15 protein-coding genes are annotated in these 17,269 nt (G+C 73.8%); 11 read left to right on the forward strand and 4 right to left on the reverse strand.

The window, feature by feature from the left end; translation table 11 throughout:
• Positions 1 to 16 precede the first annotated feature (16 nt).
• Both ACIA6B_RS28215 and ACIA6B_RS28220 read right to left on the reverse strand, forming a co-directional pair.
• Entirely contained in the window at positions 17 to 925 is a 909-nt protein-coding gene (locus ACIA6B_RS28215; protein ID WP_396777888.1) for a lysophospholipid acyltransferase family protein, read from the reverse strand.
• On the reverse strand, positions 922 to 1,692 hold the full coding sequence (locus tag ACIA6B_RS28220; protein ID WP_396777890.1) for a GNAT family N-acetyltransferase: 771 nt from the start codon (positions 1,690 to 1,692) through the stop codon (positions 922 to 924). The genes ACIA6B_RS28215 and ACIA6B_RS28220 overlap by 4 nt, the downstream gene beginning before the upstream one ends.
• Positions 1,693 to 1,852: 160 nt before the next feature.
• Between ACIA6B_RS28220 and ACIA6B_RS28225 the strand changes: the two genes are divergently transcribed.
• The 8 genes from ACIA6B_RS28225 (at position 1,853) to ACIA6B_RS28260 (ending at position 12,772) form a co-directional block, all read left to right on the forward strand.
• On the forward strand, positions 1,853 to 2,509 hold the full coding sequence (locus tag ACIA6B_RS28225; protein WP_396778001.1) for a hypothetical protein: 657 nt from the start codon (positions 1,853 to 1,855) through the stop codon (positions 2,507 to 2,509).
• A 136-nt stretch (positions 2,510 to 2,645) separates the two neighbouring features.
• Entirely contained in the window at positions 2,646 to 3,587 is a 942-nt protein-coding gene (locus tag ACIA6B_RS28230; protein ID WP_396777892.1) for an ABC transporter ATP-binding protein, read from the forward strand.
• Positions 3,584 to 4,411: an ABC transporter permease gene (locus ACIA6B_RS28235; protein ID WP_396777894.1), complete on the forward strand. Its 828-nt coding sequence runs from the start codon at positions 3,584 to 3,586 to the stop codon at positions 4,409 to 4,411. The genes ACIA6B_RS28230 and ACIA6B_RS28235 overlap by 4 nt, the downstream gene beginning before the upstream one ends.
• Before the next feature lie 258 nt (positions 4,412 to 4,669).
• Positions 4,670 to 8,407, forward strand: coding sequence for a multifunctional oxoglutarate decarboxylase/oxoglutarate dehydrogenase thiamine pyrophosphate-binding subunit/dihydrolipoyllysine-residue succinyltransferase subunit (locus ACIA6B_RS28240; protein WP_396777896.1), 3,738 nt, complete (start codon positions 4,670 to 4,672; stop codon positions 8,405 to 8,407).
• Between the two features lie 66 nt (positions 8,408 to 8,473).
• Positions 8,474 to 8,653: a DUF6104 family protein gene (locus ACIA6B_RS28245; protein ID WP_396777898.1), complete on the forward strand. Its 180-nt coding sequence runs from the start codon at positions 8,474 to 8,476 to the stop codon at positions 8,651 to 8,653.
• A 47-nt stretch (positions 8,654 to 8,700) separates the two neighbouring features.
• Positions 8,701 to 9,399, forward strand: coding sequence for a DUF998 domain-containing protein (locus ACIA6B_RS28250; RefSeq protein ID WP_396777900.1), 699 nt, complete (start codon positions 8,701 to 8,703; stop codon positions 9,397 to 9,399).
• A gap of 194 nt (positions 9,400 to 9,593) precedes the next feature.
• Positions 9,594 to 11,663, forward strand: a complete 2,070-nt coding sequence (pta, locus tag ACIA6B_RS28255) for a phosphate acetyltransferase (RefSeq protein ID WP_396777901.1) — start codon at positions 9,594 to 9,596, stop codon at positions 11,661 to 11,663.
• Positions 11,660 to 12,772: an acetate/propionate family kinase gene (locus tag ACIA6B_RS28260; RefSeq protein ID WP_396777903.1), complete on the forward strand. Its 1,113-nt coding sequence runs from the start codon at positions 11,660 to 11,662 to the stop codon at positions 12,770 to 12,772. The genes pta and ACIA6B_RS28260 overlap by 4 nt, the downstream gene beginning before the upstream one ends.
• Before the next feature lie 172 nt (positions 12,773 to 12,944).
• On the opposite strand, the gene ACIA6B_RS28265 is transcribed toward ACIA6B_RS28260, so the two are convergent.
• A complete protein-coding gene (locus ACIA6B_RS28265; RefSeq protein ID WP_396777904.1) occupies positions 12,945 to 13,118 on the reverse strand; it encodes a hypothetical protein in 174 nt (57 codons plus the stop codon).
• 180 nt (positions 13,119 to 13,298) lie between these two features.
• Between ACIA6B_RS28265 and ACIA6B_RS28270 the strand changes: the two genes are divergently transcribed.
• The 3 genes from ACIA6B_RS28270 to ACIA6B_RS28280 all read left to right on the forward strand — a co-directional run bounded on the left by ACIA6B_RS28270 (position 13,299) and on the right by ACIA6B_RS28280 (position 16,178).
• Positions 13,299 to 14,405, forward strand: coding sequence for an alpha/beta hydrolase (locus tag ACIA6B_RS28270; protein ID WP_396777906.1), 1,107 nt, complete (start codon positions 13,299 to 13,301; stop codon positions 14,403 to 14,405).
• Between the two features lie 147 nt (positions 14,406 to 14,552).
• Positions 14,553 to 15,086, forward strand: a complete 534-nt coding sequence (locus tag ACIA6B_RS28275) for a nucleotidyltransferase domain-containing protein (RefSeq protein WP_396777908.1) — start codon at positions 14,553 to 14,555, stop codon at positions 15,084 to 15,086.
• A 126-nt stretch (positions 15,087 to 15,212) separates the two neighbouring features.
• A complete protein-coding gene (locus ACIA6B_RS28280) occupies positions 15,213 to 16,178 on the forward strand; it encodes an alpha/beta hydrolase family protein (protein WP_396777910.1) in 966 nt (321 codons plus the stop codon).
• A 53-nt stretch (positions 16,179 to 16,231) separates the two neighbouring features.
• Here the strand turns inward: ACIA6B_RS28280 and ACIA6B_RS28285 are convergent, their stop codons facing one another.
• The gene (locus ACIA6B_RS28285) at positions 16,232 to 17,194 is read right to left on the reverse strand and encodes a zinc-binding dehydrogenase (protein ID WP_396777912.1); all 963 of its coding nucleotides are present in this window, start codon (positions 17,192 to 17,194) and stop codon (positions 16,232 to 16,234) included.
• Positions 17,195 to 17,269 lie beyond the last annotated feature (75 nt).

Consider the following 17,269-nt stretch of genomic DNA (forward strand, 5'->3'; position numbering starts at 1 on the left):
GGTCGCGCGGGGCGGCTCAGGCGGCCAGGCCGAGCCCCGGCGGCACGGGCAGCGCCGCCGGCGAAGGGCGTACCACAGGCGCGGGACGGGGTGCACGCGCGCCGCGGGGCCGGGCCGGATGGATGGCGGCCTCGGCGGCGCGGGCCAACAGCCGCCGGTCCGCCCCGTCGGCCGGGTGCAGCGCGGCGGCCACGGTCACCGACACGGTGAGGTCCCGGGCCGCCAGCACCCGCCGCAGCGACGCCCAGAGCGTCTCCGCGCCGAGGAAGGCGGGCAGCGTGCTCGCGTCACCGGCGTGCCGGTAGCCGATGCCCAGCGGCACCACCGGCGCCCCGGCCACCACCGCGGCCTCGAACATCGCCGGCCGGAAGCCGCGCGTCGGGCGGCAGCCGGACGGCGCGCCGCACCAGGTGGTGCCCTCCGGGAACAGCGCCACCGGATGCCCGGCGCGCAGCGCGTCGGCCACCCGGGCGACGGCGGCCGGCAACGCGCGGGGACGGGACCGGTCCACGAAGAGCGTGCCGGCCGCCGCGGCCAGCACGCCCAGCACCGGCCAGCGGCGCACCTCCCGCTTGGCCAGCATCCGGGCCGGCGACACCGCGAGCACGGCGAGGATGTCCAGCCAGGAGACGTGGTTGGCGACCAGCAGGGCGCGGCGGCGCGGCGGCCGGCCCCGGACCACCAGCCGCACGCCGAGGGCGCGCAGCGTCGTCCGGGCCCAGGCGCGCAGCGCGGCCCGTCGGTCGGCCGCCGGCAGCAGCGGCAGCAGCGCGGCGAGGCCGGCCCCGACCACGAGCATGCCGAGTACGCCGAGCAGCCGGCCGCCCCGGCGGAGCGCGGAGACGTCCGGGGCGGCGGCGTGGGGCAGGCACCGTGGTCCGCAGCCGGACGCGGGGCGCCACAGGTCCTCGCCGAGCGGTGTCACGACGCCACCTCGCCGAGGAAGTGGCGCAGGTGACGCGGGTTCATCCGGTCCAGCGAGAAGAGCACGTAGAAGTCGGCGCAGCCGAAGTCCGGGTCGTACGCCGGCTCGCCGCCGATCCACGCGCCGAGCCGCAGGTAGCCGCGGAGCAGCGGTGGGACCAGCGCCCGGCGCTCGGCCGGGGTGAGCGCCGCCGGCGCGGGTGCCACCGGCGCCTCGGCGAACCAGGGCCGGCGCGGGGTCACCCGCAGCGGCGGCGGGGCGAGGTGCCGCTCGGTGACCTGCGCCCACACCTCGGCGGCGGCGGTCCCGCCGTCGGCGACCGGCACCGAGGCGCAGCCGCCCAGCCAGCGGGAGCCGCGCAGGTGCAGGTAGCGGCAGATGCCGGCCCACATCAGGTTGATCACGGCGCCGGTGCGGTGGTCGGGATGCACGCAGGAGCGGCCCGCCTCGACCAGGTCGTCGTGCAGCGGGGCCAGTGGGGTCAGGTCGAACTCGCCGTCGGCGTACCGGCGGTCGGTGCGGCCGGGCGGCAGCAGGCGGTAGGTGCCGACCACCTCGCCGGTGTCCTCGCGCAGCACCACCAGGTGGTCGCAGTGGGCGTCGAACCCGTCGGTGTCGAGCCCGGCCGCGTCGGGCGGCAGGGCGGCGCCGAGGAACACCTCGTGGCGCAGCCGTTGCGCGGCGGCGACCAGAGTCGGGTCGTCGGCGATCAGCAGGGTGTAACCGCTGGTCGTGATGGGTGCGCCAGCGGCGTGCAGAACAGCCATGGGTCCTGTGTAGGGGCTACGGGTTGCCGGGCCCGGGGTGAGGGGTGTCGATCCGGTGAACGCCGGTCGGCGGCGGCGTGCGGACCCGGGCCGGCGGGTGTGCGAGGCTGCCGGGCGACCACCGGCGACGACGCCGGCGGACCATCATCCGGAGGTGCACGTGCTGGTCGAGGCCCGTTTCCACGGCCCGGACGGTTCCGGCAACGGCGGCTGGAGCGCCGGGATCTTCGCCGCGCTGATCGACGACCGGGGGCCGGTGCAGGTCACCCTGCGCCGGCCGCCGCCGCTGGACACCCCGCTGACCGCCGCCGACGGCGGCATCCACGACCCGGCGGGCCGGCTGGTCGCCGAGGTAAGCCGGGTCGAGCCGGTGGACGCGGTGGTGCCGGCGGTGGACCCGGCCACGGCCGAGGCCGCCGCGCGGGCGTACCCCGGTCTGGTGGACCACCCGTTTCCGCGCTGCTACGTCTGCGGCCCGGACCACCCGGACGGCCTGCGGATCTTTCCCGGCCGGCTGCCGGACGGGCGGACCGCCGCGCCGTTCCGCGCACCGGCCGACGTGGTGCCCGCGACGGTCTGGGCGGCGCTGGACTGCCCGGGCGGCTGGGCGGTGCTCTCCGCCGGCCGCCCGTACGTGCTGGGCCGGATCGCCGCGCAGGTCACCGCGCTGCCCCGGCCGGGCGACGCGTGCGTGGTGACCGGGCTCGCGGTCGGCGGCGAGGGGCGCAAGGCCGAGGTGCGCACCAGCCTGTACGGTCCGGACGGCGCGCTGCTCGGTCGGGCGCGCGCCACCTGGATCGCGCTCCCGGCCGGCTGATCTCCTCCCTGAGGAGGACGGCGCGTACACATCCCGCCTGATTGACCCGGTTGCACCGGGTTGGAAGGCTGAGCGGGGCGCCTCCGCAACGGCGTCCCACCGGCGTGCGTCCAGCGCGCCGGGGCAGGAGAGGAGAATGATGTCCGACGGGCAGCCACGCCCCAGTGCCGCGACCGGCCAGATCATCGTGTCCGGCTTGACCAAGCAGTACAAGAACGTCCGCGCGGTCGACAACCTGTCGTTCACGGTCGAGCCGGGTCGGGTCACCGGCTTCCTCGGCCCGAACGGCGCCGGTAAGACGACCACGCTGCGCATGTTGCTCAACCTGGTCACGCCGACCGCCGGCACGGCCACCATCGGCGGCCACCGGTACGCCGACCTGACCGACCCGCTGCGTACAGTCGGCGCGGTGCTGGAGGCGTCCAGCGCGCACAAGGGCCGCACCGGCATCAACCACCTGCGGGTGATCTGCGCGGCGGCCGGCCTGCCGAAGTCGCGGGCGGACGAGGCGTTGGCCCTGGTCGGGCTCTCCCCGGCGGCGAAGCGCAAGTTCAAGGGCTACTCGCTGGGCATGAAGCAGCGGCTCGGGATCGCCGCCGCGATGCTCGGCAACCCGCAGGTGCTGATCCTGGACGAGCCGGCCAACGGCCTGGACCCGGAGGGCATCCGCTGGATGCGGGGCTTCCTCAAGGGCCTGGCCGCCGAGGGCCGGACGGTGCTGGTCTCCAGCCACCTGCTCTCCGAGATGCAGCTCCTCGCCGACGACGTGGTGATCATCGCGGCCGGCAAGCTGGTCCGGCAGGGCCCGGTCGAGCAGGTGATGGGCTCGATGACGCACGGCGCCCGGATCCGGGTGCGCACCCCGCAGGCGGACGAGCTGGCCGCGGCGCTGCGCGAGCAGTCCGCCACGGTCGACGCCGACCCGAACGGCGCGCTGCTGGTCAGCGGCGTGGACGCGCCGACCGTGGGCCGGGTCGCGCTGGCCGCGAAGGTGGAGCTGCACGAGCTGACCACCGAACGTCCCGACCTCGAAGGGGTCTTCCTGGAGCTGACGGCCGGAAAGGCGGAGATCCGATGACGCTGGTCCGATCCGAACTGCTCAAGATCCGTACCACCAGCACCTGGTGGATCTTCGGGTTGATCACCCTCCCGCTGTGGGGGCTCGCGCTGTTCTTCAACTACCTGCAGACCGACGCCCTGGCCAACGGCAACTTCGGCGAGACCGCCGGTGAGCAGGCCGACCAGCTCCAGGCGGCCGGGGCGGCCGACAACCTGGCCGCCAACCTCTACACCAACGGCCAGTTCTTCGGCCTGCTCATCGTGATGCTCCTCGGCATCGTGGTGGTGACCAGCGAGTTCTTCCACCAGACGGTGACCACCACGTTCCTCACCGCGCCGCACCGCACGGCGGTGATGCTGGCCAAGCTGGCCGCGGCCGGCGTGCTGGCGCTGCTGTTCTGGGTCGTCACCACGGCGCTCAACCTGATCTTCGCGCCGTTGATCCTGAACGCGGTGGGCGTCGACTCGCAGCTCGGCAGCGGCGTGGTCTGGCGCGCGATCGCGCTCAACGGGCTGGCCTACCTGCTCTGGTCCGTGCTCGGCGTCGGCCTCGGCGTGCTGATCCGCAGCCAGATCGGCGCCACCGTGACCGGCATCCTGCTCTACCTGGGCGGCACCATCGGCGCGGCCATCGCGATCGGCCTGCTGGCGGAGCGGTTCGGCGACTGGATCAGCAAGCTCCAGCTTCTGGTGCCGTCGCTGGCGTCCAGCCTGATGGTGGGCGGCGACACGGACATCCCGGGGAACCCACCGCAGTGGGCGGGCGCGGCGGTGCTGATCGGGTACGCGGTGGTGACCGGCGTGATCGGTGTGCTGACCATCCGGCGGCGCGACATCTCCTGACCCGTCGTTCGGATTCGGTCCCGGCCGGTGACCCCGTGTCACCGGCCGGGACCGTCGTCGTCTAGCAGGAGTCGGAACGACACGCAGCGTTTGCCGAACTTCTGGCATCTTCTGTGAAACGGGCCACCAGCCGGAGGCGAGAATGCCGGTGGCAATCGCACGGCGTAGCCTGGGTTCCGTCCCCTGTGCGCCGGAGTGCCGGGCACGGGGCCCCACCGCGTGACATTCACAACCGCGTGAAAGAGGCGATTAGCGGCCGTGTCGACCCAGCAGACATCGCAGGAGAACCCACTGGCGGGTTTCGGCCCGAACGAGTGGATCGTCGAGGAGATGTACCAGCGCTACCTCGCCGACCCGTCGAGCGTCGACTCGGCCTGGCACGACTTCTTCGCCGACTACCGGCCGGCGCCGGGCGCCGCCACCCCGCGCCCGGACGGCCAGGCCAAGCCCGCCGCCAAGCCGGAGCCCGCCGAGCAGCAGGAGGCCGTCGCCACGGTCACCGAGCAGCCGGCCCCGGCCAAGTCCGCGCCCGCCAAGCCGGCCGAGAAGCCCGCCGCCAAGCCGGCGGCGAAGACGCCCGAGCCGGCCCCGGCGAAGAAGGCCGCCCCGGCCAAGCCCGCCGCCAAGGCGCCGGCCGCGAGCGCCGCCGGCACCACCCCGCTGCGCGGCGTCGCCGCCAAGATCGTCCAGAACATGGACGCGTCGCTCGCCGTCCCGACCGCCACCAGCGTGCGCGCGGTCCCGGCGAAGCTGCTCGTCGACAACCGCATCGTGATCAACAACCACCTGGCCCGGGGCCGCGGTGGCAAGGTCAGCTTCACCCACCTGATCGGGTACGCGATGGTCCGGGCGCTGATCGAGCACCCCGAGATGAACAACTCCTTCGCCGAGGTCGACGGCAAGCCGGCGATGCTCCGGCCGGAGCACGTCAACCTGGGCATCGCCATCGACCTGGCCAAGCCGGACGGCTCCCGCAACCTGGTCGTGCCGTCCATCAAGGCCTGCGAGCAGATGGACTTCCGGCAGTTCTGGCAGGCGTACGAGGACGTGGTCCGGCGCGCCCGCCGCAACGAGCTGACCATGGAGGACTACTCCGGCACCACCATCTCGCTGACCAACCCGGGCGGCATCGGCACGGTGCACTCGATCCCGCGTCTGATGCAGGGGCAGAGCGCCATCATCGGCGTCGGCGCGATGGAGTACCCGGCCCCCTACCAGGGCATGAGCGAGGCCACCCTGGCCGACCTCGCGGTCAGCAAGGTCATCACGCTGACCAGCACGTACGACCACCGGATCATCCAGGGCGCGCAGTCCGGCGAGTTCCTGAAGGTGATGCACGAGCTGCTGCTCGGCGAGCACGGCTTCTACGACGAGATCTTCACCTCGCTGCGCATCCCGTACGAGCCGGTGCGCTGGATGCGCGACGTGGCCGTCGACAGTGAAGGCCAGATCAACAAGACCGCGCGGGTGCACGAGCTGATCCACGCGTACCGGGTGCGCGGTCACCTGATGGCCGACACCGACCCGCTCGAATTCAAGATCCGCAAGCACCCGGACCTGGACGTGCTCCAGCACGGGCTCACGCTGTGGGACCTGGACCGCGTCTTCCCGGTCAACGGTTTCGCCGGCAAGCAGCGGATGAAGCTGCGTTCGATCCTCGGCGTGCTGCGGGACTCCTACTGCCGCCGGGTCGGCATCGAGTACATGCACATCCAGGACCCGGAGGAGCGGCGCTGGATCCAGGAGCGGGTCGAGCGCAAGTACGAGAAGCCCAGCTCCGACGAGCAGAAGCACGTGCTCAACCGGCTCAACGCGGCCGAGGCGTTCGAGACGTTCCTCCAGACCAAGTACGTCGGCCAGAAGCGCTTCTCGCTGGAGGGCGGCGAGTCGCTGATCCCGCTGCTCGGCGAGGTGCTGGAGTCCTCCGCCGAGGCCGGGCTGGACGAGGTCGTCATCGGCATGGCCCACCGCGGCCGGCTCAACGTGCTGGCCAACATCGTCGGCAAGCCGTACGAGAAGATCTTCTCCGAGTTCGAGGGGCACCTCGACCCACGGTCCACGCAGGGCTCCGGCGACGTGAAGTACCACCTCGGCCAGAACGGCAAGTTCACCACGCCGGACGGCGACCACGCGGTCAAGGTGTCCGTGGTGGCGAACCCGTCGCACCTGGAAGCCGTCGACCCGGTGCTGGAGGGCATCGTCCGGGCCAAGCAGGACCGGATCGACCTCAAGCTGGAGGGGTACACCGTGCTGCCGCTGGCGGTGCACGGTGACGCCGCCTTCGCCGGCCAGGGCGTGGTCGCCGAGACGCTCAACCTGTCCCAGCTGCGCGGCTACCGCACCGGCGGCACCGTGCACGTGGTGGTCAACAACCAGGTCGGTTTCACCACCGCCCCGGAGTACAGCCGGTCCAGCCTCTACAGCACCGACGTGGCCCGGATGATCCAGGCGCCGATCTTCCACGTCAACGGCGACGACCCCGAGGCCGTGGTCCGGGTCGCCCGGCTGGCCTTCGAGTACCGGCAGGCGTTCAACAAGGACGTCGTGATCGACCTGGTCTGCTACCGCCGGCGCGGGCACAACGAGGGTGACGACCCGTCGATGTCCAACCCGCAGATGTACAAGATCATTGACTCGAAGCGGTCGGTCCGGAAGCTCTACACCGAGGAGCTGATCGGGCGCGGAGACATCACCGTGGAGGACGCCGAGGAGCTGCTGCGGGACTACCAGGCGCAGCTCGAACGCGTCTTCAAGGCCACCCGGGACGCGGCCACCACGCCGCGCCAGCTCAGCCGCCCGAAGCGGGAGGAGGAGCCGGAGCCGCAGGTCGACACCGCGACCGACGCCTCCGTGGTCAAGGCGATCGGCGAGGCGCACGTCAACCTGCCGGAGGGCTTCACCCCGCACAAGCGCATCCAGCAGCTCCTGGAGCGGCGCCGGAAGATGTCCGTCGAGGGCGCCATCGACTGGGGCTTCGGCGAGATCATCGCGTTCGGCGCGCTGCTGCACGACGGCGTCACCGTCCGGCTCGCCGGGCAGGACTCGCGTCGCGGCACGTTCGTCCAGCGGCACGCCTCGATCGTCGACGCCCGCACCGGCGGCGACTACCTGCCGCTGAAGACGTTCACCGCCGACGGCGAGCGGTCCCGCTTCTTCGTGCACGACTCGCTGCTCTCCGAGTACGCCGCGATGGGCTTCGAGTACGGCTACTCGGTGGAGAACGTCAACGCGCTGGTGGCCTGGGAGGCCCAGTTCGGTGACTTCGTCAACGGCGCCCAGTCGGTGATCGACGAGTTCATCTCCTCCGGCGAGGTGAAGTGGGGCCAGCGCTCCGCGGTCACCCTGCTGCTGCCGCACGGCCACGAGGGCCAGGGGCCGGACCACACCTCCGGCCGCCCGGAGCGCTTCCTCCAGCTCTGCGCCGAGGACAACATGCGGGTGGCCATCCCGACCACGCCGGCGAGCTACTTCCACCTGCTGCGGCGGCAGGCGCTGTCGCCCAAGCGCAAGCCGCTCGTGGTGTTCACGCCGAAGTCCCTGCTGCGGCACAAGCTGTGCGTGTCGCCGGTGGAGGACTTCACCACGGGCACGTTCCAGCCCGTGCTGGCCGACACCGCCGCCCCGGCGCCGGAGCAGGTCAAGCGCGTGCTGCTCTGCTCGGGCAAGGTCTACTACGACCTGTTCCAGGCACGGCAGGAGCGCGGCGTCACCGACACCGTGATCCTCCGGATGGAGCAGCTCTACCCGCTGCCGGTCGACGAGGTCCGGGCCGCGCTCGCGCAGTACCCGAACGCGGAGGACTTCGCCTGGGTCCAGGAGGAGCCGGCCAACCAGGGCGCCTGGTCGTTCGTGGCGCTCAACCTGCTGGAGCACCTGCCCGAGGTCCGGCTGCGCCGCATCTCCCGGCCGTCCGCCGCCGCCCCGGCGGTCGGCTCGGCGAAGATGCACGAGGTCGAGCAGAACGCGCTGATCGAGGCGGCCCTGCCCCGCCCGTGACACCCCACCGCACGCGGCCCGTCCCTCCACCGGGGCGGGCCGCTGCCGTACGACGAGAGGACGACCGTGTACTTCACCGACCGTGGCATCGAGGAGCTGGTCGAGCGCCGGGGCGACGAGCAGGTCAGCCTGGAGTGGCTGGGCGAGCGCCTACGCGACTTCGTGGACCTGAACCCGGAGTTTGAGACGCCCATCGAGCGGTTCGCCACCTGGCTGGCCCGCCTGAACGACGAGGACGACGAGTGACAGTTCGCATTTGACTGATGCCGCTGCGTGACGTCCACTGTTGAGGTATGGAACCCGGGAACCGCAGGCCGCCGCAGGACGCGGTGACCGTACGCCACCTGCGCCTCGGCATCGGATCGGTGGGCCTCGCGCTGCCGGTCGTGCTGGTGGTCGGCCACGTCGCCGCCACCCGACGCCTCACCCTGCTGGACTCGCTCAGCGGGTACTACCACTCCGAGATGCGGGACGTCTTCGTCGGCGCGATGTGCGCCGTCGGCGTCTTCCTGATCAGCTACCGGTACCGCCGGCCGGAGGACCTGCTGGGCACCTGCGCCGGCGTACTGGCGATCGTGGTGGCCCTCTTCCCCACCGCGACGGGCGTCCCGGCCGCCACTGTCGACGGCGTCGACCGGACGGCCGGCGTGGTGCACCAGGTCGCCGCCGCTGGCCTCTTCGCCCTGCTCGCGGTCTTCTGCCTGGTTCTCTTCGTCCGCCCGGACCGGGCCGGGGTGCCGCCCCGGCGCGCGGCGCAGGTCTTCTACCGGGCCTGCGGCGGGCTCATCCTGCTCGCCGTCGCGCTCGCGCTGGCCAGCACGCGGCTCCCGGCCGACGTCCGGCACACGCTCAAGCCGGTGCTGTGGTGCGAGACGCTGGCCGTCTTCGCCTTCGGCGCGGCCTGGGTGGCGAAGAGCGACGCGCTGCTGCGCGCCGCCGAGCCGGCCGGCGACCCCGACGTCCCCGAGCCCCGGACGACCACGCCGGCGTGACCGACACTCAGTCCCATCGAGATTCCCGGTACCCCTAGACGCCCCCCACCCCTCCCCCGCGCGATCTTGCAGTTTCCGCCCCGGCAAAGGCCGCTTTCCGGTCGCACGAGGGGCCGCAACCGCAAGATCGGCGGGAGGAGGAGACGGGGACAAGGACCCGGGCGGGGGGATGGGCGATCTTGTAGCGTGAGGTCGTGGCGCGCAGCGTGTACCTGACCGGCGTGGGGTCCGGCGGAGGAAAGTCGACGGTGGCGCTCGGCCTGGCCGAGCTGCTGTCCCGGCAGGTCGAGCGGATCGGCGCGTTCCGGCCGCTGGTCGCCGGCGGTGACACCCCGGACCCGATCCTGACCCTGCTCACCGAGCGCTACCGGGTGGACCTGCCGGTCGACGAGCTGCACGGCGCGACGTACGCCGAGGCCACCGCGCTGGTCACGAACGGCCGGCGGGAGGAGCTGATCTCGGCGATCGTGGCCCGCTACCGGGAGGTGGAGCGACGCTGCCCCGCCGTCGTGGTGGTCGGCAGCGACTTCGCCGACGGGGACGGCACCGGCCCCCGCGAGCTGGCCTTCAACGCCCGCCTGGCGATCGAGTTCGGCAGCGTCGTGGTCCCCGTGGTGGACGGGTTCGACCAGCCGCCCGAGGCCGTCGCGGCGGCGATGCGCGGCGCGTACCACGATCTGGCCGACCTCGGCGCGACGGTGGTGGCGGTGGTCGCCAACCGGGTGCCCGGCCCGATGACGCTGCCCGAGCTGCCGGTCCCCGCGTACGCGATCCCGGAGGTGCCGACCGTCTCCGCCCCGACGGTGGCCGAGGTGGCGACCGCGCTCGACGCCACCCGGCTCGCCGGCGACCGGGCCGCGTTGGACCGCGACGTGCTCGACTACGTGGTCGGCGCGGCGCACGTGCCGACGCTGCTGGACCACCTCACCGACGGCGCGCTGGTGATCACCCCGGGCGACCGGGCCGACCTGCTGGTCGCCGCCGGCGCCGCCCACGTGGCCGGGCAGGTGTCGCTGGCCGGGCTGGTGCTCACGCTCGGCGAGCAGCCCGACCCGCGCGCCATGCGGCTGGTCGAGCGGATGAACACCGGGCTCGCGGTGCTGTCGGTGGCCAGCGACAGCTACGACACGGTCGAGGCGTCCAGCCGGATCGAGGGCCGCCCCAGCACCGCCAACCCGCGCAAGGTCGAGGCGGCCCTGGGCGCGTTCGAGCGCTGCGTGGACACCGACGACCTGGCCGCCCGGCTCCGGGTCACCCGCTCCGCGCGGGTCACCCCGCTGATGTTCGAGAACGACCTCATCGACCGGGCGCGGGCCCGACGCCGCCGGCTGGTGCTGCCCGAGGGCGCCGAACCGCGGATCCTGCGCGCGGCGGAGGTGCTGCTGCGCCGCGGCGTCGCCGAGCTGACGCTGCTCGGGCGGCCGGACGAGATCGCCCGGCGGACCCGCGAGCTGGGCGTCGACGTCGGCGACGCGCAGCTCGTCGACCCGGCGACCAGCGAGTGGCGCGACGAGTTCGCCGCCGCGTACGCGAAGCTGCGCGCCCACCGCGGCATGACGCCGGAGCTGGCGCACGACATCGTGGCGCAGCCCAACTACTTCGGCACCATGATGGTGCAGGCCGGCCGCGCCGACGGGATGGTCTCCGGCGCCACCCACACCACGGCCGCCACCATCCGGCCGGCCTTCGAGATCATCCGGACCGTGCCCGGCGTCTCGGTCGCGTCGAGCGTCTTCTTCATGCTGCTCGCCGACCGGGTGCTGGTCTACGGGGACTGCGCGGTCAACCCCGACCCGGACGCCGCCCAGCTCGCCGACATCGCCATCTCCTCGGCCGACACCGCGGCCCGGTTCGGCATCGAACCGCGGGTGGCGATGCTGTCGTACTCCACCGGCAGCTCCGGTGCCGGCGCGGACGTGGAGAAGGTCGCGGCGGCCACCGAGCTGGTCCGGAAACGACGGCCGGAACTGCTTGTCGAGGGGCCGATCCAGTACGACGCGGCGATCGACCCGCAGGTGGCCGCCACCAAGCTGCCGGAGAGCCCGGTGGCGGGCCGGGCCACCGTGTTCATCTTCCCGGACCTGAACACCGGCAACAACACGTACAAGGCGGTGCAGCGCTCGGCCGGCGCGGTGGCGGTCGGCCCGGTCATGCAGGGCCTGCGCCGGCCGGTCAACGACCTGTCCCGGGGCGCGACCGTGCCGGACATCGTCAACACGGTGGCGATCACCGCCATCCAGGCCGCCACGGAGGCGTCGGAGTGAGCCGCATCCTGGTCCTCAACAGCGGATCCTCGTCGGTCAAGTACCGGCTGTACGACGGCGACGAGGTGCTCGACAAGGGCACCGTGGAGCGGGTCGGCGAGCCCGGCGGCGGGCCGGCCGACCACGAGAGCGCGGTCCGGGAGATCATCGAGCGGCTCGACCTCGACGGGCTGGCCGGCGTCGGGCACCGGGTGGTGCACGGCGGACGGCGGTTCAGCGCCCCGGTGCTGATCGACGACGCGGTCGTCGCCGGGATCGAGGACCTCGTCCCGCTGGCCCCGCTGCACAACCCGGCCAACCTGGCCGGCATCCGGGTCGCCCGGGAGGCGCTGCCGGACACCCCGCAGGTGGCCGTCTTCGACACCGCGTTCCACCACACGCTCCCCGAGGCCGCCGCCACGTACGCGATCGACCGGGCCACCGCCGAGCGGTACGACATCCGCCGCTACGGTTTCCACGGCACCTCGCACGCGTACGTGTCGCGGCGGGCCGCCGAACTGCTCGACCGGCCGTACGCCGAGCTGAACACCATCACGCTGCACCTGGGCAACGGGGCGAGCGCGTGCGCGGTGCGGGGCGGTCGCAGCGTGGCCACCTCGATGGGCATGTCCCCGCTGGAGGGCCTGGTGATGGGCACCCGCAGCGGCGACCTCGACCCGACAGTCATCTTCCACCTGCGCCGCGAGGCGGGGATGGGCGTTGACGAGATCGACGACCTGCTCAACCACCGCAGCGGCCTGCTCGGGCTGACCGGTGTCAACGACATGCGGGAGGTGCTGGCCCGCCGGGACGCCGACGACCCGGCCGCGGCGCTGGCGTTCGACGTGTACTGCCGGCGGATCACCGGCTACGTGGGCGCGTACTACGCGCTGCTCGGGCGCGTCGACGCGGTCGCGTTCACCGCCGGGGTCGGCGAGCACGCCGCCGGAGTGCGGGCCGCGTCGCTGGCCGGCCTGGAGCGGCTCGGCATCGCCGTCGACCCGGCGCGCAACGACGGCACCGGTGACCGGCTGATCTCGCCGACCGGCGCCGAGGTCGCGGTGCTCGTGGTCGGCACCGACGAGGAGCGGGAGATCGCCCGGGAGACCCGCGAGGTGCTCGCCACCTGATCGCGGTCGACGCCACCGCGCCACCGCGTCGAGGTCCGTCGTCCCGGCGCGTTCCGACGCCACGCCGCCATCCCGGCGCGTTCCGACGCCACGCCGCCATCCCGGCGCGTTCCGACGCCACGCCGCCATCCGGCGAGGACAGCGCCACGGCGTGCCGGCCCGCGGGGCCGGGTCAGCCCAGGGCGATCCAGGCGACCAGGGCGACGACCACCACGGCGGCGACGGCGAGACCGGCGATCAACGGCAACCGGGACGGCGCGGGCGCCGCCGCAGCCGGCTCGGGCGTGTCCACGAACGCGCGGAACTGCGCGGTGTTGCCGCTGGGGTCGGTGTAGTTCTCAGCCATGCGGGTGACCCTAGCGAAGCCCACCGCCCACCCGCGCCCCGCCGGCCGGAGTCGGCCCGCCCGGGCAGCCGGGACGGACAAACCCCGGCCGGGTGGTGGAGGCGTGGCCCGGCCGGGTGGCGGGGGCAGCCGCCCGGACGGCGGGCGCGGTCGGCCCGCTCGGCTGCCTACCGTGCAGGCATGACGGGGCGGCGGCTGGTGGCCGTGTTGACGACGGCGCTGCTCGCCGGCTGCGGGTCGGCGGTCGCCACCACCGGCCCGGTCCCGGCCGGCGTCCGGACCGCGCCGGAGCACCCGTACGCGGTGGGAATGCGGCAGTTCACCATCGACCCGGACGGCCCTCGTCCCCTGCCGGTCACCGTCTGGTACCCGGTGGACCCGGCCGCCTTCCCCGAGCCGGTCGCCATCCTCCCCGCCACGCCGCACCCCGCCGACACCCCGGGACCGCACTCCCCCGTACCGCGCTCCGCCGATCCCTCCGGAGCACGCTCCCCCGCCCCCTCCGGAGCACGCTCCGCCGACCCCTTCGGACGGGACCGGGGGGCCGTTCCACCGAGCCCCGGCACGGAGGCCGGGCCGGTGGTGCGGACGCGGGCGCCGGTGGCCGCCGGGCGGTTCCCGGTGGTCGTCTTCAGCCACGGACTGCGCAGCCTGCCCGCGCTGCACGCGCGGCTGACCACCCGCTGGGCCGCCGCCGGTTTCGTGGTGGCGGCACCCACCTACCCCCGCACCAACCTGCGCGCCCGCGCCTTCACCCGCGACGACGTCCGCAACCAGCCGGCCGACGCCCGGCGACTGGTCCGTCACCTGGTCCGCTTGGGCGCCCGCCCCGGCGACGCGCTCGGCGCGCACCTGGCCGTGGACCGGTTCGCCGCGGCCGGGCACTCGGCCGGTGGCCACACCACCCTCGGCATGTTCGTCGCCGGGCGACGGTCCCCGCTACGGGCCGGGATCGTGATCGCCGGTGGCCGGCCGGTCGCCGGTATCGCGCGTCCGTCGACGCCGATGCTGTTCGTGCACGGCGCCGCCGACCGGATCGTGCCGGAGTCGATCGGCCGGGCCGCGTACGCCCGCTGTCTCGGGCCGGCCGCCTTCCTCAGCCTGCCCGGTCAGGGCCACGGCGAGTACCTGAACCCGGGCCGCCCCGGCTTCACCGAGGTGCTCAAGACCACCACGGACTTCCTCCGCTGGACGCTCTACGCCGACCGGGCGGCGCTGCGCCGCCTCCCCGCCGACGCCACCACCCCCGGCATCACCACGTTCACCACCCGCGCCCTCCCCACCTGACCTCCCCTCCCCTCCTCCTCCCGACCACCTCGGTTGATCAAGGAGTTGGCGTCACCCGGGCTGGCGATCGCGGACGTTAACTCCTTGATCACCGGGGCGAGGCGGTCGGGACGGTGGGAAGAGGCGGGGCGGGGGTAGGTTCGGGCGGTGGACGGGCTGGTGGAGCGGCAACTGGGCGCGATCCGCGAGGTGGTCGAGCTCGCGGGCCCGGCCGGGATCGAGGTGTGGCTGCGCGGTGGCTGGGCGATGGACTTCCACCTCGGCGCCGTGAGCCGACCGCACGTCGACGTCGACTGGTACTGCTGGCGGCGCGACGCCGACCGACTGGCCGTCCGGCTCGGCGGGCAGGGCTGGCGAGCCGACCCGCGGATGCCGGCCGCGCAGCAGCTCGACCTGCTCCGGGGCGACGTCGAGCTGAGCTTCGCGTACCTGGAACGGGACGCGGCGGGCCGGGTGGTGGTCGGCGGCGGGCCGTGGGCGGGCACGCCCCTGCCGGCGGGAATGCTCGACGCGCCGGCCGGCCGGATCGGGTCGCTCACCGCACCGGTGATCAGTGTCACCGCGCAGATCGAGTTCAAGGAGATGTTCCCGGTCTGGATGCCGGAGCGGCCCCGCCGCGCGAAGGACGCCGCCGACCTGACCCGCCTCCGGGCCTCGGTCGGCGACCGTCCGGCGGACTGACCCCGGCCGCAGTCCGCCGCCCGTCCAAGGTGTTGAACGGGGGCCCTCCTCTACCGCAGGCGTTAACCGGGGGCGCCCCTCCTTACCCGGCCCGGTGGTGCGTGCACGCGAGGCACAATCGAGGTCATGCGCCGTCGTCCCGTCGCCCTGGCCACCGCCGTCGCCCTGCTCGGCGCCGGTCTGGCCGGCTGCTCGGAACCGACCGCCCCGACCGGGCGGCCCGCCCCCGACACGTCCCCGAAGAGTGCCACCCCGACCCCGCGCGTACCCGCCGGCAAGGCGCCCGCGACGAGCTTCGCGGTCGGCGTACGCCAACTGAAGCTGAACCGCGACGGTGATCGACCGTTGCCGGTGTCGCTCTGGTATCCGGCGGCGGGCCCGGCCGGCGGCGCGGCGAAACGGGCGGTCCCGGCGGCGGCCGGGCGGTTCCCGGTGGTGGTGTTCAGCCACGGGCTGGGCGCCCGGCCGGAGGACTACCAGGTGTTGCTGACGCGCTGGGCGGCGGCCGGGTTCGTGGTGGCCGCGCCGCGCTTCCCGCACACCGGGCGGGGCGGCGACGGCAACCCGCTCGACGTGCTCAACCAGCCGGCCGACGTGTCGTACGTGCTGACCCGGGTGCTCGCGCTCGACGCGACGGCGGGCGATCCGTTGCGCGGCCGGCTGGACCCGGACCGGGTGGCCGCGACCGGGCACAGCGCCGGCGGGGTGACCACCATCGGGTTGTTCACCACCGGCCGGGACGAGCGGCTGGACGCGGGCATCGTCTTCGCCGGCACCGCGCTCGGCGTGGGCACCGCGTTCGCCGGCGCCGCCGCACCGCAGTTGTTCGTGCACGGCGAGGCGGACGAGGTGGTGTCGTACGCGGCGGGCAAGGCGGTCTTCGACGCGGTGCCGTGGCCGAAGGCGATGCTCAGCCTGCCGAAGGGCGACCACGGCCGGGCGCTGCTCGGGGACGGCAAGGCGCTGCGGGTGGTCGCCGACACCACAGTCGAGTTCCTGCGCTGGACGCTCTACGGCGACCCCACCGCAAAAACCCGCCTGCCGGCCGACGCCACCCGAGGCAACCTGGCCACCCTCGACGACCGGTTGTAAGGAAGGGCCCCCGGTTAACGCCTCCGGTAGCGGAGGGGGCCCCGCCCAACAACTCAGGCCGTGTGGTCGACGACCACCTTGCCGAAGACCTCGCCGGAGTGCAGCCGGGCGAACGCGTCGGAGATGTCCCTGAACGGCACCACCCGGTCCACCACCGGCCGGACCCCGTGCTCGGCGCAGAACGCGAGCAGCTCGGTCAGCTCGTCCGGGGTGCCCATGGAGGTGCCGAGGATCTCCAGTTGCATGGCGAAGACGCGGCGCAGGTTGACGGTGGGCTCGTGCCCGGCGGTCGCGCCGGAGACCACGATCCGGGCCATCGGCGCGGCCGACTTCAGCGAGTGGTCGAACGTGGCCGCGCCGACCGTCTCGATCACCACGTCGACCCGCTCCGGCAGGCGTGCGCCGGGCTCCAGCGCGGTGGCGCCCAGCTCGGTGATCCGCTCCCGCTTGGCCGCGTCGCGGCTGGTCGCGTACACCCGCTTGCCGAGCGCGACGGCGAGCGCGACCGCCGCGGTGGCCACGCCCCCGCCGGCGCCCTGGACCAGCACCGACTCGCCGTCGGCGACGCGGCCCTTGGTGGTGAGCATCCGCCACGCGGTGAGCCAGGCCGTGGGCAGGCACGCCGCGTCGGTCGCCGCCAGGCCGTCGGGCAGCGGCAGCAGGTTCATCCGGGGTATGGCGACCAGCTCGGCGAACGTGCCGGGGAAGTGCTCGGAGAGGATGGAGACACCGCGCGGGTCGCCCGGGGTGGGCACCACCGGGTAGATGACCACCTCGTTGCCGTCCGGGTCGGTGCCGACCGCGTCGCAGCCGAGGATCATCGGGAGCTGGTCCGCGGTGAGACCCACGCCACGCAGCGACCAGAGATCGTGGTGGTTGAGCGAGCTGGCCCGCACCCGCACGGTGACCCAGTCGTCCTGCGGGTGGACCGGCTCGGGACGGTCGCCGACGGCGAGCGCGGCGAGCGGGTTGTCGGCGTCGAAGGCCGAGGCATAGGCGGCACGCATGATCGGCACGGTAACAAGCTGAGCGGGCGTTAAGAAGGGCCCCTTCCTGTGCGAAAGGCGATAAGAAGGGGCCCCTCCTTACAC

The organism is Micromonospora sp. NPDC051141 (assembly GCF_044455765.1).
Taxonomy (GTDB): domain Bacteria; phylum Actinomycetota; class Actinomycetes; order Mycobacteriales; family Micromonosporaceae; genus Micromonospora.

What these genes read in the sequence shown, in the direction of transcription:
- ACIA6B_RS28220 (WP_396777890.1), bottom strand. Translation starts at nt 1,692, where the DNA reads ATGGCTGTTCTGCACGCCGCTGGCGCACCCATCACGACCAGCGGTTAC.
- ACIA6B_RS28280 (WP_396777910.1), top strand. Translation starts at nt 15,213, where the DNA reads ATGCGCCGTCGTCCCGTCGCCCTGGCCACCGCCGTCGCCCTGCTCGGC.
- ACIA6B_RS28250 (WP_396777900.1), top strand. Translation starts at nt 8,701, where the DNA reads ATGGAACCCGGGAACCGCAGGCCGCCGCAGGACGCGGTGACCGTACGC.
- ACIA6B_RS28265 (WP_396777904.1), bottom strand. Translation starts at nt 13,118, where the DNA reads ATGGCTGAGAACTACACCGACCCCAGCGGCAACACCGCGCAGTTCCGC.
- ACIA6B_RS28230 (WP_396777892.1), top strand. Translation starts at nt 2,646, where the DNA reads ATGATGTCCGACGGGCAGCCACGCCCCAGTGCCGCGACCGGCCAGATC.
- ACIA6B_RS28235 (WP_396777894.1), top strand. Translation starts at nt 3,584, where the DNA reads ATGACGCTGGTCCGATCCGAACTGCTCAAGATCCGTACCACCAGCACC.
- ACIA6B_RS28270 (WP_396777906.1), top strand. Translation starts at nt 13,299, where the DNA reads ATGACGGGGCGGCGGCTGGTGGCCGTGTTGACGACGGCGCTGCTCGCC.